22 protein-coding genes are annotated in these 21,465 nt (G+C 40.6%); 9 read left to right on the plus strand and 13 right to left on the minus strand.

Annotated elements, in window-relative coordinates; genetic code table 11:
• Positions 1-148 precede the first annotated feature (148 nt).
• On the minus strand, positions 149-358 hold the full coding sequence (locus GSQ74_RS09800; protein WP_216846710.1) for a hypothetical protein: 210 nt from the start codon (positions 356-358) through the stop codon (positions 149-151).
• 248 nt (positions 359-606) lie between these two features.
• Here GSQ74_RS09800 and eat point away from each other — a divergent pair, with 248 nt between their 5' ends.
• The 3 genes from eat to eutC all read left to right on the plus strand — a co-directional run bounded on the left by eat (position 607) and on the right by eutC (position 4,159).
• Positions 607-1,944 carry an ethanolamine permease gene (eat, locus tag GSQ74_RS09805; RefSeq protein WP_158992653.1) on the plus strand — a complete coding sequence of 446 codons (1,338 nt, stop codon included), beginning with the start codon at positions 607-609 and terminating at the stop codon, positions 1,942-1,944.
• 68 nt (positions 1,945-2,012) lie between these two features.
• A complete protein-coding gene (locus GSQ74_RS09810) occupies positions 2,013-3,407 on the plus strand; it encodes an ethanolamine ammonia-lyase subunit EutB (RefSeq protein WP_158992655.1) in 1,395 nt (464 codons plus the stop codon).
• Complete coding sequence (eutC, locus tag GSQ74_RS09815; RefSeq protein ID WP_158992657.1) at positions 3,395-4,159, plus strand: ethanolamine ammonia-lyase subunit EutC; 765 nt, start codon at positions 3,395-3,397, stop codon at positions 4,157-4,159. The genes GSQ74_RS09810 and eutC overlap by 13 nt, the downstream gene beginning before the upstream one ends.
• On the opposite strand, the gene GSQ74_RS09820 is transcribed toward eutC, so the two are convergent.
• Together GSQ74_RS09820 and htpG are read right to left on the minus strand one after the other, a co-directional pair.
• Positions 4,160-4,663 (minus strand): DUF4251 domain-containing protein, encoded by a 504-nt coding sequence (locus GSQ74_RS09820; RefSeq protein WP_158992659.1) that lies wholly within the window; start codon positions 4,661-4,663, stop codon positions 4,160-4,162.
• Positions 4,664-5,391: 728 nt separating this feature from the next.
• Complete coding sequence (gene htpG, locus GSQ74_RS09825; protein WP_158992661.1) at positions 5,392-7,275, minus strand: molecular chaperone HtpG; 1,884 nt, start codon at positions 7,273-7,275, stop codon at positions 5,392-5,394.
• Between the two features lie 241 nt (positions 7,276-7,516).
• Here htpG and GSQ74_RS09830 point away from each other — a divergent pair, with 241 nt between their 5' ends.
• Positions 7,517-7,810: a hypothetical protein gene (locus GSQ74_RS09830; RefSeq protein ID WP_158992663.1), complete on the plus strand. Its 294-nt coding sequence runs from the start codon at positions 7,517-7,519 to the stop codon at positions 7,808-7,810.
• A 551-nt stretch (positions 7,811-8,361) separates the two neighbouring features.
• Here GSQ74_RS09830 and fabF read toward each other — a convergent pair.
• The 5 genes from fabF to GSQ74_RS09855 all read right to left on the minus strand — a co-directional run bounded on the left by fabF (position 8,362) and on the right by GSQ74_RS09855 (position 12,659).
• A complete protein-coding gene (fabF, locus tag GSQ74_RS09835; RefSeq protein ID WP_158992665.1) occupies positions 8,362-9,606 on the minus strand; it encodes a beta-ketoacyl-ACP synthase II in 1,245 nt (414 codons plus the stop codon).
• Between the two features lie 90 nt (positions 9,607-9,696).
• Positions 9,697-10,113 (minus strand): secondary thiamine-phosphate synthase enzyme YjbQ, encoded by a 417-nt coding sequence (locus GSQ74_RS09840; protein WP_371724294.1) that lies wholly within the window; start codon positions 10,111-10,113, stop codon positions 9,697-9,699.
• 43 nt (positions 10,114-10,156) lie between these two features.
• The gene (locus GSQ74_RS09845) at positions 10,157-11,413 is read right to left on the minus strand and encodes an aspartate kinase (protein ID WP_158992669.1); all 1,257 of its coding nucleotides are present in this window, start codon (positions 11,411-11,413) and stop codon (positions 10,157-10,159) included.
• 69 nt (positions 11,414-11,482) lie between these two features.
• Positions 11,483-11,950, minus strand: coding sequence for a GNAT family N-acetyltransferase (locus GSQ74_RS09850; protein ID WP_158992671.1), 468 nt, complete (start codon positions 11,948-11,950; stop codon positions 11,483-11,485).
• A gap of 4 nt (positions 11,951-11,954) precedes the next feature.
• A complete protein-coding gene (locus tag GSQ74_RS09855; RefSeq protein ID WP_158992673.1) occupies positions 11,955-12,659 on the minus strand; it encodes a YggS family pyridoxal phosphate-dependent enzyme in 705 nt (234 codons plus the stop codon).
• Between the two features lie 40 nt (positions 12,660-12,699).
• Here GSQ74_RS09855 and GSQ74_RS09860 point away from each other — a divergent pair, with 40 nt between their 5' ends.
• From GSQ74_RS09860 to GSQ74_RS09870, 3 genes are read left to right on the plus strand one after another with little or no spacing between them, the layout of a single operon-like run.
• The gene (locus GSQ74_RS09860; protein WP_158992675.1) at positions 12,700-13,263 is read left to right on the plus strand and encodes a DUF4296 domain-containing protein; all 564 of its coding nucleotides are present in this window, start codon (positions 12,700-12,702) and stop codon (positions 13,261-13,263) included.
• Positions 13,244-15,604: an endonuclease MutS2 gene (locus GSQ74_RS09865; RefSeq protein WP_158992677.1), complete on the plus strand. Its 2,361-nt coding sequence runs from the start codon at positions 13,244-13,246 to the stop codon at positions 15,602-15,604. Before GSQ74_RS09860 ends, GSQ74_RS09865 begins: the two co-directional genes overlap by 20 nt.
• Before the next feature lie 25 nt (positions 15,605-15,629).
• Entirely contained in the window at positions 15,630-16,706 is a 1,077-nt protein-coding gene (locus GSQ74_RS09870; RefSeq protein WP_158992679.1) for an SGNH/GDSL hydrolase family protein, read from the plus strand.
• Positions 16,707-16,721: 15 nt separating this feature from the next.
• Here the strand turns inward: GSQ74_RS09870 and GSQ74_RS09875 are convergent, their stop codons facing one another.
• On the minus strand, positions 16,722-17,330 hold the full coding sequence (locus tag GSQ74_RS09875) for a hypothetical protein (protein ID WP_158992681.1): 609 nt from the start codon (positions 17,328-17,330) through the stop codon (positions 16,722-16,724).
• A gap of 105 nt (positions 17,331-17,435) precedes the next feature.
• On the opposite strand from GSQ74_RS09875, the gene GSQ74_RS09880 reads away from it, so the two are divergent.
• Positions 17,436-18,134, plus strand: coding sequence for a CoA transferase subunit A (locus GSQ74_RS09880; protein WP_158992683.1), 699 nt, complete (start codon positions 17,436-17,438; stop codon positions 18,132-18,134).
• A 118-nt stretch (positions 18,135-18,252) separates the two neighbouring features.
• The gene (locus tag GSQ74_RS09885; protein WP_158992685.1) at positions 18,253-18,909 is read left to right on the plus strand and encodes a 3-oxoacid CoA-transferase subunit B; all 657 of its coding nucleotides are present in this window, start codon (positions 18,253-18,255) and stop codon (positions 18,907-18,909) included.
• 9 nt (positions 18,910-18,918) lie between these two features.
• On the opposite strand, the gene GSQ74_RS09890 is transcribed toward GSQ74_RS09885, so the two are convergent.
• From GSQ74_RS09890 to GSQ74_RS09905, 4 genes are read right to left on the minus strand one after another with little or no spacing between them, the layout of a single operon-like run.
• Positions 18,919-19,560: a uridine kinase gene (locus GSQ74_RS09890; protein ID WP_158992687.1), complete on the minus strand. Its 642-nt coding sequence runs from the start codon at positions 19,558-19,560 to the stop codon at positions 18,919-18,921.
• Positions 19,553-20,497, minus strand: coding sequence for a LysM peptidoglycan-binding domain-containing protein (locus GSQ74_RS09895; protein WP_254060848.1), 945 nt, complete (start codon positions 20,495-20,497; stop codon positions 19,553-19,555). Before GSQ74_RS09895 ends, GSQ74_RS09890 begins: the two co-directional genes overlap by 8 nt.
• Before the next feature lie 21 nt (positions 20,498-20,518).
• Positions 20,519-21,277 carry a DUF4905 domain-containing protein gene (locus GSQ74_RS09900; RefSeq protein WP_158992689.1) on the minus strand — a complete coding sequence of 253 codons (759 nt, stop codon included), beginning with the start codon at positions 21,275-21,277 and terminating at the stop codon, positions 20,519-20,521.
• Positions 21,240-21,416, minus strand: a complete 177-nt coding sequence (locus tag GSQ74_RS09905) for a hypothetical protein (protein WP_158992691.1) — start codon at positions 21,414-21,416, stop codon at positions 21,240-21,242. Before GSQ74_RS09905 ends, GSQ74_RS09900 begins: the two co-directional genes overlap by 38 nt.
• Positions 21,417-21,465 lie beyond the last annotated feature (49 nt).

Raw genomic sequence — 21,465 nt, forward strand, 5'->3', positions numbered from 1 at the left:
CATGACAAATCATTTTTATATCCCTTGTTAGTGTCCTCACTAACAAACTGCACCTTTTTGATTTGTTAGTGAGGACACTAACAAAGGAAGTAAAAACAAAACGCGCCGGGTTTATTGTCCGGCGCGTTTTAATAAAATAATTCCTGTATTAAAGGGTAGGGGATTTGGCTTTTAGGCTCGGTACTAACCTCATAATCGCGTTAATAATTTCGTTGCCTATTTTTTTATGAGAGCCGGGTAATTGCTTTAGCTTGTCGGTATAAACTCTCACCTCTTCCTCATTATCAAACAACAAAACCGCATCATTATTTACCGCATTGTCAATTCCTTTTGGAGGTACCGGAAGCAGGTAATTCATAAACGACGAAAAATTAATTTTCGATGGCCCATTAGATGGAATGCTTATTCGTAACATGGGAAATGAATTTTTTGGTTTATTGTAACTATTAATAAACAATATGGGGTAAAAGATGTTTGCGGCTGATTATGCCTTTTTTGTAATAATTCTGTCACATAAATAATGATCCATTGGCATTAATTAAATCCTCCTGGTCATTTTGAAATAAGCCACGCTTTCAGTAACTTAAGGCAGATTAAAACGTGACTATGACTGATGCCACAACCACGCAATTAAAACGAGTGTTGAAGCCCATACACCTTTGGGCTATAGCTGTTGGTTTAGTTATATCAGGTGAATATTTTGGCTGGAATTATGGCTGGAGTGTATCGGGTACCATCGGGTTTTTGATCGCCACTGTCATCATTACGGTGATGTATGTTACCTTCATCTTCAGCTATACTGAATTAACTACCGCCATACCACATGCAGGCGGTGCATTTGCCTACGCTTACCGGGCCATGGGGCCATTTGGTGGCTTGATAGCAGGTTATGCAACACTTATCGATTTTCTGTTTGCTACGCCTGCTATTGCAGCGGCATTGGGCAGTTATTTGCATTTCCTATATCCATCAATGCCTATTATTCCATCAGCTTTGTTTTTTAATGTGTTGTTTATCGGAATCAATGTATCCGGCATGAAAGAGTCCGCTGTGTTTTCTGTAGTAATAACCATATTGGCGGTTGCGGAGCTGTTGCTATTTATGGGCGTGGTTGGTCCACATTTTAAGATGAGTAATTATATAAATCACCCCATGCCTTTTGGTTGGGGCGGTGTATTTGCAGCTCTACCTTTTGCCGTTTGGTTTTACCTGGCGATAGAAGGCGTAGCCATGGTTGCTGAAGAGGTGAAGGAGCCTAAAAAGAATATACCTCTAGGTTATATCTCCGGCTTAGTTACATTGATATTTTTAACTTTTGGGGTGATGATATTGACCGGTGGAATTACCGACTGGCACAGGTTAAGCAATGTGCTAGATCCATTGCCTGAGTCGATAGCGATTGCTTTGGGCAAGGCTAACGGGCTTACTAAAATATTTGCCAGTATAGGTTTGTTTGGGTTGATCGCATCGTTTCATGGTACTATACTGGCATCATCAAGGCAGGTTTATGCTATGGCGAGGAGTGGTTATTTACCGAGGTTTTTATCTAAGTTAAACCAGCGCTTTCAAACACCTTATTGGGCGCTGATTGCGGGTGGGGTTATTAGTATGGTTGCTTTATATTTTGATAATACAGCTGAGAATATTGTGATACTATCCGCTATGGGCGCGGTGTTTATGTATATGATGAGCATGATCAGTTTGTTTATATTGAGGAAAAAAGAACCTGACCTGGAGCGCCCGTTCGCATCGCCTTTTTACCCGGTGTTTCCGGCGGTGGCGTTAATTATATCAGCGGTATCGTTGTTCGCTATTATTTATTATCATTTTATGGTGAGTTTGGTGTTTTTCGCGTTTTTAATTGTAGCGACTATTGTTTTTGTGGCAATCGGCAAGCATAAAGTGCAGTTGGTTGAGGATAATATGATTGCACCTGTTGTTTGAACCATGATTTACTTGATTGTCTGAACCATGATTTGCTTGATTTTAGGATTGCTTGATTATATATTACAATGAGTTATAAAACCACCATTCACGGACGAGTTTACAGCTTTAGTGATCTGAAGAGTTTGCTTGCTAAAGCTTCGCCTTTCCGTACCGGGGATGCGCTGGCGGGTTTGTGTGCGGAAAGTTATGAGGAACGGGTGGCGGCGCAAATCACTTTGGCGGATGTGCCGTTAAAGGTGTTTTTAACAGAGTTGGTTATTCCTTATGAAAGTGATGAAGTTACAAGGCTGATCGTTGATAGTCATGAGTTGAATGCCTTTAGTTTGATAAGCCATTTAACCGTTGGGGAGCTGCGTGATTGGTTATTAATGGATGAAACAACCACATCAACCTTAAAAAGCATTGAGGCGGGCTTAACTCCCGAGGTGGTTGCTGCGGTATCCAAAATTATGCGCAATCAGGATTTGATCGCGGTAGCAAAAAAATGTGAGGTGATCACTAAATTTCGCAATACTATTGGTTTAAAAGGGCATTTTGCAACACGCCTGCAACCTAATCACCCGACAGATGACCCTAAAGGAGTTGCGGCTAGTATTATTGAAGGTTTGCTTTATGGCAGTGGCGATGCCTGTATCGGTATCAATCCGGCTACCGATAGCCCAAGCCATGTGATGAGTTTGTTGCGCATGATAGATCAGCTTAGGCAGCAGTTTGATATTCCTATGCAGTCGTGCGTGTTAAGCCATATCACCACAACACTTGAACTTATAAATAAGGATAAAGATGCGCCCGTTGATTTATGCTTCCAATCTATAGGAGGTACTGAATTAACGAATACCAGCTTTGGTATAAATTTGGCATTAATCGAGGAAGCTTATCAGGCCACTTTATCACTAAATCGTGGTACTATCGGCGACAATGTAATGTATTTTGAAACCGGGCAGGGGAGCGCACTATCAGCCAATGCGCATCATGGGGTTGACCAACAAACCTGTGAGGCGAGAGCTTATGCTATTGCGCGTAAATTCAGGCCTTTATTGGTAAACTCAGTAGTGGGTTTTATTGGTCCGGAGTATTTATATGATGGCAAACAGATTATCCGCGCAGCGCTGGAAGATCATTTTTGTGCTAAACTATTAGGTTTGCCAATGGGTGTTGATGTTTGCTATACGAACCATGCGGAAGCGGATCAGGATGATATGGATAATTTACTGACCTTATTGGGTGTGGCAGGTTGTAATTTTATTATGGGCATACCGGGCTCGGATGATATTATGCTGAATTATCAATCTACCTCTTTTCATGATGCTTTGTATTTAAGAAAGGTGCTGGGACTAAAGGCTGCTCCGGAGTTTGAAGCTTGGCTAATAAAGCAGGGAATCGTGGATGCCAAGGGGCAATTAACTTCTACGAATCAAGTTGATTTGTATAATCATTTCGGATCATTATGGATAAAGTGATCAAAGCTGTGCCGAATGCGGATGGCCCGTTAAATCCCTTAAAGGAGTTTACAGCTGCGCGTATTGGAATTGGACGGACAGGTACCAGTATTCCTACCAAACAATCCCTGGCTTTTAAACTGGCGCATGCCCATGCCCGTGATGCAGTTTATTCCCGTTTGAATATTGATTTGCTGTCAGCGGATATCAAGCAATTCAATCTTCCGGTTATCGTATTGCATAGCAAGGCAGGCAACCGGGGGGAATATTTGCAGCGGCCTGATCTCGGTAGAAAATTAAAAAAATCATCCGCAAACCGGTTGAAGGAGCATGTAGGTGGTTATGATGTGTCGATTATCATAGCTGATGGGCTTTCCGCATCGGCTATTAATGAAAATGTTATTGGTTTGTTGCATACGCTGATACCATTGTTTATGGCTGCTAAGTTGAAATTAGCACCCATATGTTTTGTAGAACAGGGAAGGGTGGCGGTAAGCGATAAAATAGCGCATTTATTAAATGCAAAATTATCCATTATACTGATAGGCGAACGACCCGGGTTGAGTTCGGCGGATAGTATCGGGGCTTATCTAACGTATGATCCTAAACCCGGTTTAACCGATGAATCGCGCAATTGTATATCCAACATCCGTCCGCAAGGATTAGCGTTTAGGCCCGCCGCCGAAAAGATATTTTACTTGGTGCAGGAAGCTTTTAGAATGAAGCTTTCCGGCGTTGGGTTAAAGGACAACCAAGTATTAATTGGACATTAATTACTTGTCGTCATCTTTAATATACCCCTGAAAGGTAATTGCATCGCGTGAATTGCTTGCAACCTGCAACGTAGCCGATCCATTTGTGAATACGTCTAAGAAGAGTTTTTGGCTTCGCCTTACATCGTTTAGTACAATTGTAATTGTCCAGCCACCCTTTTTCTTTTCGACTATTTTATAGTCAAATTTGGTGGATGTGAATTTAATTCCGTCATCAGTTGAATTGTAGGGTACGTCCATATAAGCTCTTCCAAAGTATGGCAACCAAGCTATTATAGAATCTCTTTTGACACGCAGATCGTAATCAGAAGTCAGGTATTTCTGGCCACCACGTAAGGGTTGCGCGTATTGTGCTATGAAGGTATATTTTTGCGCGTTTATTTTATGTTTAATTGAGGCTGCTTTTTCCTGAGCTTTAATTTGCTTGGCAGTTTGCTGTGCATTTGCATTTACAATCATCAACATTAATAAAAATGGTAATGATATTTTAAGCGGGGTTTTCATAAGATATTGATTTAGAGGTTAACGCAGATAGGTTTAATGATAATATAAAGTTAGGAAAATATTATTTGTTTGGTGTGAATGATGATTTTTGTTGGTGAGGGCACCAACAAAGGGAGATGAGCGTTTTTGTCATTGCGAGGAACGAAGCAATCGCACGGAGAAAAGCGAATATGCAAAGTTCGCGATTGCTTCGTTCCTCGCAATGACATGGTGGAGAGAACTGCTTAAATAATTCATTGTTGCGTTAGTGATAGGAGCGGATACCGGCTTGTGGCTAAGGCTTGGGGAGTATGAGCGCCTGCCTGCCGGCGGGCAGGGATAGCACGGACCGGAGGTAACGCCCAAAGCATCTTTCGCGCTTCGTTGACTCACCCGGTCTTGCTTCGCCCGACCACCCTCTCTTCGCCTGCGGCGGAAAGAGGGAAAGAAATAAAGAAGTTTTTTCCCCTCTTTGCCGCAAAGCGGAAGAGAGGGGAGGTTGAGCGGCTGAGCGAAAACCGGGTGAGTTATCTACAAGCGTAAACTACTTTACAGATTCTTCACTGCGCTCAGAATGACAAAGGTGGTTTTATAAAAAAGATTGTCATGCTGAGGAACGAAGCATCTGTACTGGTGTAAACTACTTTACAGATTCTTCGCTGCCGCTCAGAATGACAAAGGGAGATAGTATAGGGTGGTAAACAAAAAAGCCGCCCAAAAGGCGGCTTTCTCATAAACTTATTTAAAACTTAAATCAAATTAACACTTCTGTTCACAAACTCGGTTAAGTCGGCTCCTTTTAACAGGCCTTGTGATAATAGGGCCAGATCAAAAGCTTGTTTTGCTAAAGTTGCCTGCGCATCTTCGTTATCATCCTGCAAAATACGGCTGATCAGTTTGTGGTTGCCGTTAACTACTACCTTGTAATTATCGGGCATGCTGCCATAAAAGCTCATTCCACCGCCCATCGCTGCCATATCTTTCATGCGGCGCATAAACTCATCCATGGTTACCGTAACGGGTAGCTCATCAGGGTTAAGGCTTTCCAGTTCAACTTTGTAAGCTGGTTTGTTTATGGCCTTATCAAATATGGCTTTTACCTTAGTGATCTGCTCTTCAGTTAAAACTGATTCCGGATTTTCATCCTTCGCGATCAATTTGTCAGCAACATCCGCATCAACACGTTTTAATGATGTTTTCTCCAATTTTTGCTCTAACTGGCTGATAAAGTGTGTGTCGATAGGAGAATCCATCAATAATACATCATAACCTTTTTTATTAGCTGACTGGATAAATGCATCTTGTTTAGATGGATCGTTGGTGTAGATGTAAACCAATCTGCCATCTTTATCGGTTTGAACAGGTTCAACTTTTTCTTTGTATTCTTCTAATGTGAAGTTTTGTTTAGTGGTGTTAGTTAGCAAAACAAAATCCTTTGCTTTATCATAAAACTTGTCTTCGCTTATCATGCCGTATTTTACAAATACGCCGATGTCGCTCCATTTTTCTTCGAAGCCCGCGCGGTCATTTTTGAAAAGCTCGGCTAGTTTATCAGCCACTTTTTTAGTGATGTAGCTGTTGATTTTCTTAACGTTATGATCGGCCTGTAAAAAGCTGCGTGATACGTTCAAGGGAATATCCGGTGAATCAATTACACCGTGTAATAACATTAAAAATTCAGGTACAATATCTTTTACCTCGTCGGTAATAAATACTTGGCGCGAGAATAGTTTTATCTTGTTTTTCTGTACTTCGAAGTCGTTTTTCAACTTAGGGAAGTAAAGTACACCCGTTAAGTTGAACGGATAATCCACATTCAGGTGAATCCAGAATAAAGGATCTTCGCTGTATGGATAAAGCTCTTTATAGAAGTTTAAATAATCTTCATCTTTTAATTCAGATGGAGCTTTAGTCCAGATAGGGGTGGTATCGTTGATGATATTATCAACCTCAACTGATTTGTATTTTGGTTTGCCTTCTTCATCAACACCGTCTTCTTCCTCTTCGGTAGTGGTGCCAAATTTGATTGGTACAGGTAAGAATTTGCAGTACTTATCCAGTATTTCCTGTAGTTTTTGTTTGTTTAAAAACTCCTCAGATTCGCTGTTGATATATAAAGTAATTTCGGTACCGCGTTCGGCTAATGTGCCTTCGCCAATTTCAAATTCGGTGCTGCCGTCGCATACCCAGTAAGCCGGTTCAGCGCCATCCTGGTAGCTTAAAGTTTGTATTTCAACCTTATCAGCAACCATAAACGCAGAGTAAAAGCCTAAACCAAAGCGACCAATAATTTCATTGGCATCTTTAGCTTCCTTAAATTTCTCCATAAACTCGGTAGCGCCCGAGAAAGCTATTTGATTAATATATTTTTTAATCTCATCGGCTGTCATACCTAAGCCGTTGTCGCTGATGGTGATTGTCTTTTTGTCTGCATCGAAAGCAACTTCAACACGCAGTTCGCCAAGCTCGCCATTGTATTGGCCTAATGAGGCTAAACGTTTGATCTTTTGGGTAGCATCAACCGCGTTTGATACCAGCTCTCGCAAAAATATCTCGTTATCTGAGTATAAGAACTTCTTAATTATCGGGAAAATGTTCTCGGTATGTATCGAGATCGTTCCTTTTTCTTGCATAATATTTTCTGTAAATTATTTATTAATGATTGTTACTGGTACACATCAATGCCTGTTCCAAAAGGGAGCAGCTTGTCAAATTGGCAGTAGAGGGTTGCGTTAACGTTATTACCATATTAAAGAATATTGTAATATTGCATTATCAACTTATCACATGCAAAAACACGAGATACTTACAATTATAATTTATCTTCTATTTCCTTTTATAGGCCTAATGATTTTCCTTTGGCTTAGGAGAAAGATGAAGAAGGAGAATATTCCAAGTCCGCCTGCATTAGCTTTCTTTATAATTTTCTTTAATTATGGAGGGTTGTTGGTAGTAGTTCTAACAAATTATCTTTTGCAATGGTCAGGAATGGCATCTTTAGGAACATTTTATTTACTACTTATAGCCCCAATATTAATGGTAGTAATAGCCTTTTATTATTATAAAAGCAGACAATTATCTATTTATCATAAAAGTGCTTTTATGTCTGGTGCTTTATATTTTATAATTTTTCCTTTAACCCTTGCAATTATATTTTTTATAAGCTAATAAATCTTTGAATACTACGATTTCAAGTCAAATCAGGTGTTTCAAGGTGAAACAGTTTAGGCTGTTTTAATCATGCTTTTTGATGTAACAGCTATAAAAAGTGTTGATTTTCAATCAAAAATTAGTGAAAAATGAGCAAAAGGTGTTGTTTTTGAGTCGTTTTTAGAGTTAAAACAGGCGTTTTTTGACTAAAAACGACTTTCAAAGTGATGTAATAACCGCATTTTTGAGGTTGTTTTGGGCGTTTTTAGGGCTAAAAGTGTACCGAATGTACCATGTGTTTCACTTGTTCCGTGGTACAGTTGGCGCAGAGTTGACTCACCCGGTCTTAGCTTCGCTCGACCCCCCTCTCTTCCGCAAGCGCAATGTCTTAAGTTAAGGGGGCGCCAAGCATATAGCCCCCTCTAAATCTCCCCCGGAAGGGGAGACTTTAGCTTCGCCCGCGTTTGTTTTTTTAAGTCCTCCCTACCGGGGAGGATTTAGGTGGGGCTTAACTTAATGACATTGTCCGCAAGCGGGAAAGAGGGTAGGGAGAATATATGTGTTGAGAATTAAATCTTCTTAAATACCACGATACCATTATGACCACCAAAGCCGAATGTATTGCTCATGGCTACGTTTACTTTATGTTCGATGGAATGGTTGGGTACTAAATTTAAGTAGTCAGGAAAAGCAGGATCAAGTTCACCTGTATTTATGGTTGGTGGCAATGCCTGGTGTTCTATCGCCAGCAAACAAATAATGGCCTCAATAGCTCCGGCTGCGCCTAAAAGGTGGCCCGTCATTGATTTGGTTGCACCAATTTGCATGGTGTTAGGCCCAGTGCCTGTTAATGATGTTACCGCTTTAAGCTCGGATAGATCACCTACCGGAGTTGAGGTGGCGTGCATGTTTAAATAATCAACATCAGCCATGGTAAGTCCGGCTTCAGTTAATGCCAATTGCATTGCTTTTGCCGCGCCTAAACCTTCGGGGTGGGTTGAGGTCATGTGGTAGGCATCGGCTGTCATTGCCGCGCCGGTTAGTTCAGCATATATTTTCGCGCCGCGTTTTACGGCGTGTTCGTAATCTTCTAAAACTAAAGCGCCTGCGCCTTCACCCATAACAAAGCCATCGCGGTCAATATCAAACGGCCTTGATGCACCTTGAGGATCATCGTTACGTGCCGACATAGCCTTCATAGCGCTGAAACCACCTATAGAAGCCTCCACAATTGGTGCCTCTGATCCGCCTGTAATAACAATTTTAGCTTTACCCAAACGGATATAGTTAAACGCATCCATTATAGCTGTATTTGATGTTGCACATGCAGATACAGCGGTATAGTTGATACCCATATACCCATGGCGCAAGGAGATCATGCCTGAGGCCATATTGGTTAAAAACTTAGGTACAAAGAAAGGGCTATAACGTGGACTACCGTTACCCCTTGCATATTCGGTAACCTGTTGTTCAAAGGTTTCCATACCACCCTGGCCAGTTCCCCAGATTACACCTACATCAAATGGATCCATTTTTGAGAAATCAAAACCAGAGTCTTTTATTGCTTCATCAGATGCAACAATAGCGTATTGCGTAAATGTATCGGTACGTTTAATATCGGCTCTATCCAAATGTGCGGCAGGATTGAAATCCTTCAGTTCACAAGCGAATTGCGTACGAAATAAAGATGGATCGAAGCGTGTAATGCGGTTCGCGCCGCTTTTGCCGGCTAAGGCATTTTCCCAAAATGATTTTATATCGTTTCCTATCGGAGTTAAAGCGCCTATGCCTGTTACAACAACTCTATTCAGCATTATAATTATAATAAATGATCACAAAATTAAATAAAATATACCAAATGGTATTATTCTATTCACTTGCAAAGGTAAAATTTATATTAATATTTAGGCCTCTCCCCAGGCAGTAATTACCAAGTTGCGATTACCGCCATAATTGCGGTGTTCGCATAAATAAATACCTTGCCAAGTGCCTAAAGCTAATCTTCCGTTGCTGATAGGGATAGTTACCGAGCTGCCCAACATTGCCGCTTTAAGGTGTGCAGGCATATCGTCGGGGCCTTCATCGTCGTGCTGGTATTCGGGGTCATTCTCGGGTGCGATTTTATTGAAATACATTTCAATATCTTTCCTAACGGTAGGATCTGCATTCTCGTTTATGGTGAGTGATGCTGATGTATGCTGAATAAACACTTGCAAAATACCTGCCTTAAATTCGCTGATCTGCGGTAAAGCATTTACCACCTCAGCGGTAATGATATGAAAGCCCCGCCTTTTTTGTAGGGTGAGCATTTGCTGGTACATTTTCATATTCAGGTAACGTTTGGATTGAAGAAAAGTTCAAACATTATCTTATCACCATTTGCGCGGTGTTGCGACTTATTTGCTCTAATAAAGTCACTTTGCCTTCGGTTAGTTTTTTTAAAGACTCTGGTGTATAATGACGGGTTGTTAGCAGACTGAGATTGTTATTGTATTTCGCTTTGAAATTTTCACTTACCGCCTGTAATAGCTTTTTAAAACGCTCTTCATCTTCATCAAAACAAGCGGTAAAGCTTAGGGCCGAGGTTTGCATCATGTTAATTTTAACATGGCTTTGCGCAAACAAGTTGAATATTTCGCTTAGATGAGTTTCTGAAATGAAAGCGTAATCCTTTGCCGAAAGAGAAAGCAATACCTGGTTTTGTTTTAAAATGATTATTGGTTTGGCATAATGGTCGTGACCGTTTTCTTTAATTACGGTACCCGGTGCGGTTGGGTCATTAAAAGGCTTTACCAGCAGCGGTATTTTGGCGTTTTGTAAAGGTTTTATTGTTTTTGGGTGGATAACAGATGCCCCGTAATAAGTCATTTCAATAGCTTCGGAATAGGGCAGTTCATCAAACTTAATTGTGTCCTTAAATAATTTAGGGTCAGCGTTTAGAATCCCGGGTACATCTTTCCAGGTAGTGACAGATTCAGCGCCTAGGCAAGAAGCCAAAATTGAAGCCGTGTAATCTGAACCTTCACGACCTAAAGTGGTGGTGAAGTTTTCAGATGTTCCACCCAAAAAGCCTTGTGTTATCACGATGCTTTTTTCCAATAGCGCAGGGATGCCTTTCATAATGCTCTCCTTGGTTTTTGCCCATTGTACTACGCCTTCGCGGTAAGTATTATCAGTATGAATATAGCCGCGAACGTCTAACCATTGGCTTTTTAAACCAATTTTGTTGAGATAGGCATTAACGATGCGCGTAGAAACCAGTTCCCCTACGGAAACAATTTGATCGTATATGAAATCATAATCATCCTGTGGTTCATCTTCCAGCATCCAGTCTATTTCTACAAAGGTGTTGGCTACTTCATCAAAAATAGCAGCGTTGCTATCAAAAACCTCCGATAGGATATGATAATGATATTGTTTTATCTCTTCGTAAATATCATGTACATCCTCGGTTTGGTTAAAATAGGCTTTAGTAAGTTTCTCAAGTGCATTGGTGGTTTTACCCATTGCTGAAACGACGATTAGCAACTGATCGTCTGTATAATTTTCAACTACTTTACCAAGATTTATTATACCGGCTGCATCTTTTACCGATGCGCCTCCGAATTTAAAAACAAGCATTTATTTAATGTATTGTGAGATTACCGTATGCGGCAATATTAACGAATTTATTTTAGCGTAAAGGAGTACTCAATATTTTGATGCCTGCTCTTTTGATAGTGATACATTTAGCCACCCTTCCTCGATATTAGCCTCATATTTTTTGTAAAAGCCAATAGCAGGTTCATTCCAATCTAATACCTGCCAAACCATTCCGCTGTACCCCAATTCTTTGGTTTCCTTTATTATCTGTTCGAATAGCAATTTACCTATACCTTTACCACGGTATTCCTCGGTAACAATAAAATCCTCTAAATAAACACGACAACCTTTCCATGTCGAAAAACGGATATAATACAAAGCAAAGCCGATAATTACATCATTATCTACAGCTACAAACGCTTTCCAAACCGGGTTGTTACCAAAACCGGCATCCTCAAACTCTTGTAATGATACGGTTACCTCTTCGGGTAATTTTTCAAATACAGCAAGCTCGTTAACTAATTCGATCAAACGAGGGCAGTCTTCTTTTTTGGCAATTCTTAAAGTTATACTCATAGTGCTAGTTTAAATCGGGATTAACGTTTTTAAAATGCTTAATACCCCTGCTTCCAAAAATGGTACTGCCTAAGCGCACCATGTTGCTGCCTTTTTCTATGGCGATCTTATAATCAGACGACATACCCATCGACAAGATATTAAAATCTTTATCTTTTCTGAAAAAGCTTGCTTTCACACCTTTGAAAAAGGTGTTCAGTTCATAATACTCATCGGCTATTTGTTTTTCGCTTTCGGTATTGGTGGCAATTCCCATCAATCCACGAATCCTGATGTTTTTTAATTCGGCAAATTCATCTGATCGAAGTAATTCTATCGCCTCATCAAAGCCTAAACCAAATTTGGTTTCTTCATCGGCAATGTAAATCTGCAATAAACAATCAATTACACGGTTAGCTTTTAAAGCATGCTTATTTATCTCCTGCAAAAGCTTCATACTATCAACAGATTGTATCATGCTGATGAATGGCGCTATATATTTTACCTTATTGGTTTGCAGGTGGCCAATCAGGTGCCATTCAATATCTTTAGGTAATTGTTCGTGCTTTTCAACCAATTCCTGTACCTGATTTTCGCCAAATAAACGTTGCCCCGCTTCATAGGCCTGCAATATATCTTCGTTCGATTTCGTTTTTGATACTGCTAAAAGGGTGACTTTTAATGCGCCGGTTTCTTTTTTTAGGCTGATGATATTATCTGCAATGCTCATTTATGCGTATTTTTGCTGAATTAAACCGCTAAATTACAGAATGCACAAATATATAATCTTGTTTTTTTTAGTATTGACCTTATTATGTTCATGCGGTAACGATGATAGCGCGCCTGACGGTATCCTGAAAAAGTCTGAAATGGTAAACGTATTAGCCGATGTACATGTAGTGGACGGTGGCTTAGTTAATATTTCGCAAGAGCCAGATACGCTGTACAAATACGGTTATCCCAGATATTTAGCTGTATTTAAAAAATACAATACTGATTCAGCCGAATTTAGGAGGAGCTTTAAATATTACTCGCTTAAGCCATCGGTATTCAGCGATATTTATGATAAGGTTTTAAAAAGGCTGCAGGCAAAAACAGACTCACTTACCAAATTGCTGACGATCCAGAATAAAAAAAATCATGTTACATCTACACCTACAGCTACCGGTGGGCGTGTGAACTCGCCAGTTCCCACTGCCCCTGCACAAGCTACGCCTTTAAGGCCGGGTATGATGATGAACCCAAGTCAGCAGGCCATTATGAAATTTAATGCCCACAGAGATTCGGTGATTAAACAACGTTTAAAGGAGAAAAATGCTTTACCCAAAAAGTAGTGTTGATAAGCTTGGCTTTACCGAGATAAAGGAACTGATAAAAAAACATTGCCTGAGTGTTATGGGCCAGCAAATGGTTGATAAGATACAGGTAATGAATAATTACGACCTTATCCACAAGTTTTTGAGCCAGGCCAATGAGTTTATGAATATTTTATTGAATGATGCAGTATTGCCTATACAGCATTTTTTTGATATAAAATCACTTGCTAACAAAGCCCGTATAGAAGGCGTTTTTTTAAGTGAGGAGGAGTTTTACCAGGTACAGGCATCGTTAACCACTGTATTCGCGGTTATCGCTTATTTTAATGAGCGGGAAGGCCAATACCCTAATCTGGAAGCCTTATTTGAGCATTTACCGATTGAAAAGTCGATATTAAAAAAGATTGACCAGGTTATTGACCCAAAAGGCAAGATCAGGCCTAATGCATCTCGCGACTTGATGGATATAACATCCGGCATAGCCAAAGCCGAGCAAGAAGCCAGAAAAAAGATAGATCAGGTTTTTAAAGCTGCATCGGGTAATGGTTGGACGGCCGATGGGTCATTAACTATTCGTGACGGTCGTTTGTGCATACCATTGTTAGCCGAAAACAAACGTAAGCTTAAAGGATTTATTCATGATGAATCAGCATCGGGCCAAACGGTTTATATGGAGCCTGAGGAGGTATTCACCCTCAACAATAAAATAAGAGATCTTGAATTTGACCGCAGGCGCGAGATTGTCAAAATACTAACCGCTTTAACCGATGAATTAAGGCCTTATGTGCCACTTTTATTAAGTTATCACGGCTTGCTTACCAAATTGGATTTTGTGCGGGCCAAGGCGCTGTTTGCCATTGACATTGAAGCCGAAATGCCGGTAGTGGTGAATGAACCCAGCCTGAAATTAATTAATGCAAGGCACCCACTATTGTTTCTCAATTTTAAAAAAGAGCATAAGACTGTAGTACCGCTAAATGTGCGTATTGATAATATTACACGCATTGTAGTGGTATCAGGGCCTAATGCAGGCGGTAAATCTGTTTGTATGAAAACGGTTGGCCTGTTGCAAATGATGGTGCAGGCCGGTTTGCTAATCCCTGCTGATGAAGCCAGTGAGATGGGCGTGTTCAAAGAGTTTTTTGTTGACATTGGTGATGACCAGTCGATTGAAAGTGATTTGAGTACCTATAGCGCGCATCTATCTAAAATGAAAACCTTTGTGGAGCAAGCTAACGGTAAAGCGTTGATATTGATTGATGAGTTTGGTACAGGTACCGACCCACAATTTGGCGGCCCGATTGCTGAGGCTGTACTGGAATCGCTGAATAACAAGAAGGTGAGGGGGATGGTTACTACCCACTACTCTAACTTAAAGATTTTTGCCAGCCATACAGAGGGTTTGGAGAATGCTTCGATGTTATTTAATAATATAGAGATGAAGCCACTTTATATTTTGGAAGTTGGTAAGCCGGGTAGTTCTTATGCATTTGAGATCGCCCAAAAAATTGGTCTGCCTCAAAATGTGCTTAACCTGGCTAAGAGTAAAATAAGTGCCGGACAGAAAAAGGTGGATACTCTGTTAGTTGATCTGGAGCGGGAGAAAAAGGAAATTTTCGACACCAAACTAAAATTAGACAGACAACAAAGGCAGGTTAATACGCTTTTAACTGAAAACGAAAAGCTAAAAAGCTACCTGGAAGAAAACCAGAAGGCATTAATTCGTGATGCGAAACAGGAAGCTAAAAATATCATCCTGAACGCCAATAAGCTGGTTGAAAATACCATCTCGGAAATTAAAAGCAGTAATGCTGATAAAGAGAGAACCCGTGAATTACGTGAAAATTTAACTCGCGAAGTACAGAAGAATACAATTAAAGCAGAGGTGAAGAAACCGGTGATTGATCCGGATGAATTGAAGGTTGGTGACTGGGTAAAATTAAACGATTCCGATACGACAGGACAAGTAATGGAGTTTGCGCGCGACAACGTGATTATAGCCATTGGCGATTTAAGAACGGTTGCCAAAAAGAACAAGATTCATAAAGTATCCAAAAAAGAAGTGCCGAAAGAGGTTAGGAGAAACTTTAGTTCAAATACAGATTCTATTGCCAGTTTTAGTCCTGAGATTGACGTGCGTGGTATGCGCACCGAGGATGCTTTGGGCTCTATAGAACGTTTGTTTGACAGGGCGGTTATGATGGGCTTTGGTACCCTGAAGATCCTTCATGGTAAGGGCGACGGCATCCTGCGCAAAATGATCAGACAATACCTGAAAAAATACGACCAGGTTGATCGTATGGAAGATGAGCACGCAGATAGAGGCGGAGATGGGATTACTTATGTATATTTAAAATAGATTTTAATATTTTACGCTTATTTAAATGAACTACAAACATCTTATTTTATGCTTTGCAATTGCATTAAACTTTGGTTGCAGCGCTCAGGTTACTATTAAGGCGAACGATCCGCATATTGAATATATGGGGCGTGTTGCCATGCAGGACAATGCGGCGGTATTGTCATGGTCGGGTACTACGGTTGACATTAACTTTGAGGGCACAAGCATAAGCTATAAAATGCGTGATGAGCGGGGCGACAACTACTACAACATACTGCTCGATGGTAAAATAATTAAAAAAGAGAGTGAAACTGCTGACGGAATTACCACGCAAACTATTGACGGGCTTACACCCGGTCCGCACCATTTGGAGCTGTTTAAACGTACGGAGTGGGCTATGGGTAAAACCTGGTTCTACGGTTTTGAGTTAGCTAAAGGTGGTAAAGTTTTAGCACCCTCAGCTACGCGTAAACATAAAATTGAATACTTTGGAGATTCTATTAGTTGTGGTTATGCTGCGGAAGATAGCACCGGACAGGATAGGGGCTCTGCACCCTATGAAGATGGATATGTAAGCTATGCAGCCTTAACAGCAAGGCATTTTAATGCTGATTTTCATAATATATCCAAAAGCGGCATTGGCATCACCATTAGTTGGTTCCCGCTTATTATGCCTGAAATGTATGACAGGCTGGATGCAACTGATTCAACCAGTAAATGGGATTTTTCTAAGTATACTCCGGACTTGGTAGTAATCAATCTTTTTCAGAATGATTCATGGCTGGTACTACAACCCAATAACCCGCAATTTAAAGCCAGGTTTGGTGCTACTGCTCCAACGCCTGAATTTATCATCAACGCTTATAATAGTTTTGTGAGAAATATCAGAGGTAAATATCCAAAAGCTCATATCGTTTGCATATTGGGAAGTATGGACGCAACAAAAGCTGGTTCACCATGGCCGGGCTACATTCAAAAAGCAGTTGATGGTATTCATGATAAAAATATTTACACCCACTTTATCGCCTACAAAAATACTCCGGGCCACCCAAATGTTAAAGAACAACAGGCAATGGCTGATGATCTGGAAGCTTTTGTTGCTCACAATATGAAGTGGTAGTAACCTTTTTATCTCTTAGGTTTCTATGTGATTTTCATTGTCACCACCCTCACCAACTTTTTGCTGGTCGGGTAATTCATTAGGTCCGGGAATGTTTGTTTCTCTTTCTTCTTTGGCAATATCATCACCATCGGATGCGTCGTCGTCAACGGTGCCTTCATAGTATGGATGTTGGGGATGCGGGCGGTCGTTTTCGCCATCGCCTCTTTTGACCTCTTCCGGTTTGGGGGATGTATTTTCCATGATTTTACTTGTTGATGTTGCTTTGCTGTAATTTGGTGCGCCTTCCTGATCTTTCGCGGTAAAGTTGCTATCCTCAGGATGCTCTTCAGATGGTTCTTTCCTGTTGAAATAAGCATTGGTGCTACCGGCAAGCTGCGACGGATTGTTTTTGTCGTTTCCGGCAGGTGTTAAATTTTCTTTGCCAAATTTTTGTCCGCCAGTACCATGCCCTTCAGTTGGATGAGGTTCAAAATTGCCTTTGCCGAATAGATATTTTTTTTTCAGGTCTTTTTCGTCCAGTCCCGCACCATCATCTGTACGATAGGCGTTAGGTTCCGTGGTGTTTGTTGCTTTTGAACTGTCGATGTGTCCATCGCCTAATTCATCATCTTTGTAAATCATAGCTTTTATGTTTTGATGATATTATTATAATCGCTCAAACAGCTAATTGTTTTACTTAATCATCATCAAAAAAGCCTAATTTTACAGCACCAATTATATAAATTCATGAACAAAGTTGTTAGCGGAGCCGATGAGGCTATTCGTGATATTGAGGACGGCATGACCCTTATGCTGGGTGGTTTTGGCCTATGCGGTTTGCCCGAAAAATGTATTGCTGCGCTAGTTAAAAAGGGCGTTAAGGAGCTTACCTGCATATCCAATAATGCCGGGGTTGATGATTTCGGGATAGGCCTGATGTTAAAACAACGTCAGGTTAAAAAGATGATAGCTTCCTATGTTGGCGAGAATGCGGAATTTGAACGTCAGCTGTTAAGCGGCGAACTTGATGTAGAACTGATACCGCAGGGTACCCTGGCGACGCGTTGTATGGCAGCAGGCTACGGCATGCCCGCTATATTTACCCCCGCAGGTATCGGTACAGAAGTAGCCAAAGGCAAAGAAGTAAGAAACTTTAATGGGAAAGACTATTTAATGGAGATGGCTTTTGATGCCGATTTTGCCATTGTAAAAGCTTGGAAGGGTGATACGATGGGAAATCTGATCTATCGCAGCACAGCCCGTAATTTTAACCCCGTAATGGCTATGGCAGGCAGAGTGACCATTGCAGAGGTAGAGCACCTAGTTGAGCCGGGCGAACTTGGCCCTGATTACATCCATACACCGGGAATTTATGTGCACCGGATTTTTCAGGGTAAGGATTACGAAAAACGAATTGAGAATAGAACGGTAAGAAAAAAGATTTAAAAATATTAAACGCGCGTCATTGCGAGGAACGAAGCAATCTCTACATAGGATCAGCAATCTGCTCTGTATAGTATATAGATTGCTTCGTTCCTCGCAATGACGGTTTAAAGAATTTTATATGTTAGATAAAGAAGGAATAGCAAAACGTATCGCTAAAGAAATAAAAGACGGTTACTATGTAAACCTCGGTATTGGTATACCAACATTGGTAGCCAATTACATCCCGGATACGATGGATGTAGTGCTGCAATCTGAAAATGGATTGCTTGGCATGGGGCCGTTTCCATTTGAAGGTGAAGAAGACGCGGATACCATTAATGCCGGGAAACAAACCATTACTAAATTACCGGGATCAGCCATATTTGATTCAGCGATGAGTTTTGGGATGATCAGGGCGAAAAAAGTAAACCTGACTATTTTAGGCGCCATGGAAGTATCTGAAAATGGCGATATAGCCAACTGGAAAATTCCCGGTAAAATGGTGAAAGGAATGGGCGGTGCGATGGATCTGGTAGCATCGGCTGATAATATTATTGTGGCAATGCAGCACATCAATAGGGCAGGAGAATCTAAATTATTACCAAAATGCAGCTTGCCGTTAACCGGTGTTAATTGCGTTAAAAAGATAGTGACAGAATTAGCGGTACTGGATGTATTACCGGGAGGCGGTTTTAAGTTATTGGAACGAGCTCCGGGTGTTAGCGTGGAAGAGATTATTAAAGCTACAGCAGGTAAGTTGGTTGTTGAGGGGGAGATTCCGGAAATGGATGTCTAAGCCTGACAATTACTTATCCCCCAAAACCTTTTTCCTCAGCTCTTTTGATATCTCCTCCGTAACGCAAACAATATCCTCAGCTACGTGCGAATTGTTTACGATAACCTGGTCACATACATTTTTGTAGGGTAGCAGGAACTCTTTGTAGGCAGGCACCACATGGTATATCCATTTGTACATTACATCATCGTGCGAGTAGCCACGCTCAATTAAATCACGTTTGATGCGGCGCTGAAGGGCAACGTCGTCATCGGCATCAATAAATATCTTAAGGTCGAGTTGTTCAGCAATTTTATTAAAATGGAGGATAAATAGCCCCTCAACAATAATAATCGGTGCCGATTTGATTTCAAGCATTTTAGGAATTGCACTTGGATTATTAAAGGTGTATTCCTTTTTAGTGATGGATCGGCCCTCCAGCAAGCTTTGAATATCTTCTTCAAAATGCTGGTGATCGATAGTATCCGGAAGATCGAAATTGAAGTGTTTATTTTCTTCGGCCGTCATATCCGGCGGTACGGGAAAATAATAGTCATCCTGCGATACCAACGAAACTTCGCTATCGCTGAAATGCTTTAAAAAACACTTTAAAAAAAAGGTTTTGCCTGAGCCGCTTCCCCCTGCAATCCCGATTATAAAAGGTTTATTCATTCGGGCTACCGTAGCTAATACTTACATGAAAACGCTTGTCTAAAGCACCTAAGGAGTCGGCAACGTTTTTGGTCACCACAATAATAACATCTTTATTGGCCTCATTATCCGTAAAACGACCTACAACTTTAGCATAAGTTGTTAAATTGGTCATTGGGTTAGTTATTTTAATAACAGTACCTATAGGCGCGGTACGGTGCAATACTAATTTTTTGTTTGGATCAAGATCGGCATCATCCATCCAGGTGGCAACACCTTTTTCATCCTTTTCATATAAACCGAAATGATTGGCGTTGAACTTAACCGCATTGGCGCTATCCGCGGGAACAACTACCGATGTTGCATCCTGCTTTGCTGTAACAGGTGCACTTTGAACAGGAGCAGGGGCTTGCCCTGCTCGAACTTTAATTAGTTCGCCTGGGGTTAATGTAGTTGATGTTAATCCATTTATACTGGTAATATCTTCAACCGTAGTGCCGAAACGTTTTGCTATTGAAAAAAGTGTTTCGCCTGCTGATACCTTATAATCCTGGGTCGGCGCATTGTTGCTGGTTACTACCGTTTTTTGTTCAGGTTCTGCTTTTTGCTCCTGTGCTGGCGGAGACGTGTTTACCTGCTGCTTAACAACCACGGGTGCCGCTGACTGAGGTTTTTGTGGTGTATTATATGACGATTCTAAAAAAGGCCTGTCGGTGGGTACTTTAATAATTACACCAATTTGCATGGTTGCGTTATTGTTGAATTGGATGATCGCCTTCGGGCTAACTTTATATCGTCTGCCTATGGAATAGTAGTTGTCTTTCGGATCTACTTTGTGTAGTATAATTTTTTTGCCGTCTTTATTCTCAACGCCGATAGAGTCGCGCAGTGAGTTAGCAAAAAGAGAGGTTGTTGATGTTAAGAGAATGGCAACGATTAATAAAATCCTAAATTTCATAATAAATTATAATACAGTAATTTATAAGCTTAAAACTTTTAATTCTGACTTGTTTTTAATATAAATCAAGCGGTTTTTGTGTAATATAAACGCTTCGGGTTGTAACTTTTGTATATCATTATTTAATAAATCCTCATATACCTTAACCGTACCATCCAATATATACAGATACTGTTTAAGCATCCCCGCTTGCAAAGCGTGCAAAGATACAATTCTGAAATTATTGTATTCGAGATAATGCACACTATTTCCAAAAACAGGAAAAGCTAGTGCATCATGCGGCAAAGTATCAGGCGATAATACACCCGGAAGGGTGATATTGGTTTTTATTTCCGGTAACATTGTGGGTTCATAAATACGCTCGACTATTCCGGTTTTGATATCAATTAGAAAAAGTTTTTTTGGGTGGATGTGAGTGTCATAAAGGATAGGCCCCTTTGTAGTTAAGTGATCAAAAGCGTATATGTAGTTGGTCCACAAAACAGTGCCGTCGGTATCAATAGCGGTTAATCCACGATGTGCCGGGCCGGTCGCTGATTGATAATTGTGTAGAAGCAATACACCGTTATAGGCGGTTTCTATGCCAGTGAGCCATCTTTCAGGCGTTACCAGATCTTTAAAATTGAGGTTGCCATTGTTTAGATCAATTGATGAAAAGCTTACCTGTTTTTCGGTATCGTTACGGATTTCTATAAAAATAGTATCGCTTATTTCATCAATTTCCATACGCCAGATGGAGCCGTTAAATTGCTGATTGATGTATGGTAGATGCACTGTCATAAAAGGTAAAAATATGGTTATTTATATTAATGGAACCCGAAATAGTTGAAATTACTGCCAATTCCGGAATGATAGTATCAATAATATGTTTAACCGTTTTATGCAGTTTAAAGAGAAAATACCTGGATGCTGCGCTCATTTATTAGTTAAAATGTCATTGCGAGGAACGAAGTAATCGCGAACTTTGC

This window comes from Mucilaginibacter sp. L196 (assembly GCF_009765905.1).
Lineage (GTDB): Bacteria > Bacteroidota > Bacteroidia > Sphingobacteriales > Sphingobacteriaceae > Mucilaginibacter.

What these genes read in the sequence shown, in the direction of transcription:
- GSQ74_RS09800 (WP_216846710.1), bottom strand. Translation starts at nt 358, where the DNA reads ATGAATTACCTGCTTCCGGTACCTCCAAAAGGAATTGACAATGCGGTA.
- eat (WP_158992653.1), top strand. Translation starts at nt 607, where the DNA reads ATGACTGATGCCACAACCACGCAATTAAAACGAGTGTTGAAGCCCATA.
- GSQ74_RS09810 (WP_158992655.1), top strand. Translation starts at nt 2,013, where the DNA reads ATGAGTTATAAAACCACCATTCACGGACGAGTTTACAGCTTTAGTGAT.
- eutC (WP_158992657.1), top strand. Translation starts at nt 3,395, where the DNA reads ATGGATAAAGTGATCAAAGCTGTGCCGAATGCGGATGGCCCGTTAAAT.
- GSQ74_RS09820 (WP_158992659.1), bottom strand. Translation starts at nt 4,663, where the DNA reads ATGAAAACCCCGCTTAAAATATCATTACCATTTTTATTAATGTTGATG.
- htpG (WP_158992661.1), bottom strand. Translation starts at nt 7,275, where the DNA reads ATGCAAGAAAAAGGAACGATCTCGATACATACCGAGAACATTTTCCCG.
- GSQ74_RS09830 (WP_158992663.1), top strand. Translation starts at nt 7,517, where the DNA reads ATGAAGAAGGAGAATATTCCAAGTCCGCCTGCATTAGCTTTCTTTATA.
- fabF (WP_158992665.1), bottom strand. Translation starts at nt 9,606, where the DNA reads ATGCTGAATAGAGTTGTTGTAACAGGCATAGGCGCTTTAACTCCGATA.
- GSQ74_RS09840 (WP_371724294.1), bottom strand. Translation starts at nt 10,113, where the DNA reads ATGTACCAGCAAATGCTCACCCTACAAAAAAGGCGGGGCTTTCATATC.
- GSQ74_RS09845 (WP_158992669.1), bottom strand. Translation starts at nt 11,413, where the DNA reads ATGCTTGTTTTTAAATTCGGAGGCGCATCGGTAAAAGATGCAGCCGGT.
- GSQ74_RS09850 (WP_158992671.1), bottom strand. Translation starts at nt 11,950, where the DNA reads ATGAGTATAACTTTAAGAATTGCCAAAAAAGAAGACTGCCCTCGTTTG.
- GSQ74_RS09855 (WP_158992673.1), bottom strand. Translation starts at nt 12,659, where the DNA reads ATGAGCATTGCAGATAATATCATCAGCCTAAAAAAAGAAACCGGCGCA.
- GSQ74_RS09860 (WP_158992675.1), top strand. Translation starts at nt 12,700, where the DNA reads ATGCACAAATATATAATCTTGTTTTTTTTAGTATTGACCTTATTATGT.
- GSQ74_RS09865 (WP_158992677.1), top strand. Translation starts at nt 13,244, where the DNA reads ATGCTTTACCCAAAAAGTAGTGTTGATAAGCTTGGCTTTACCGAGATA.
- GSQ74_RS09870 (WP_158992679.1), top strand. Translation starts at nt 15,630, where the DNA reads ATGAACTACAAACATCTTATTTTATGCTTTGCAATTGCATTAAACTTT.
- GSQ74_RS09875 (WP_158992681.1), bottom strand. Translation starts at nt 17,330, where the DNA reads ATGATTTACAAAGATGATGAATTAGGCGATGGACACATCGACAGTTCA.
- GSQ74_RS09880 (WP_158992683.1), top strand. Translation starts at nt 17,436, where the DNA reads ATGAACAAAGTTGTTAGCGGAGCCGATGAGGCTATTCGTGATATTGAG.
- GSQ74_RS09885 (WP_158992685.1), top strand. Translation starts at nt 18,253, where the DNA reads ATGTTAGATAAAGAAGGAATAGCAAAACGTATCGCTAAAGAAATAAAA.
- GSQ74_RS09890 (WP_158992687.1), bottom strand. Translation starts at nt 19,560, where the DNA reads ATGAATAAACCTTTTATAATCGGGATTGCAGGGGGAAGCGGCTCAGGC.
- GSQ74_RS09895 (WP_254060848.1), bottom strand. Translation starts at nt 20,497, where the DNA reads ATGAAATTTAGGATTTTATTAATCGTTGCCATTCTCTTAACATCAACA.
- GSQ74_RS09900 (WP_158992689.1), bottom strand. Translation starts at nt 21,277, where the DNA reads ATGACAGTGCATCTACCATACATCAATCAGCAATTTAACGGCTCCATC.
- GSQ74_RS09905 (WP_158992691.1), bottom strand. Translation starts at nt 21,416, where the DNA reads ATGAGCGCAGCATCCAGGTATTTTCTCTTTAAACTGCATAAAACGGTT.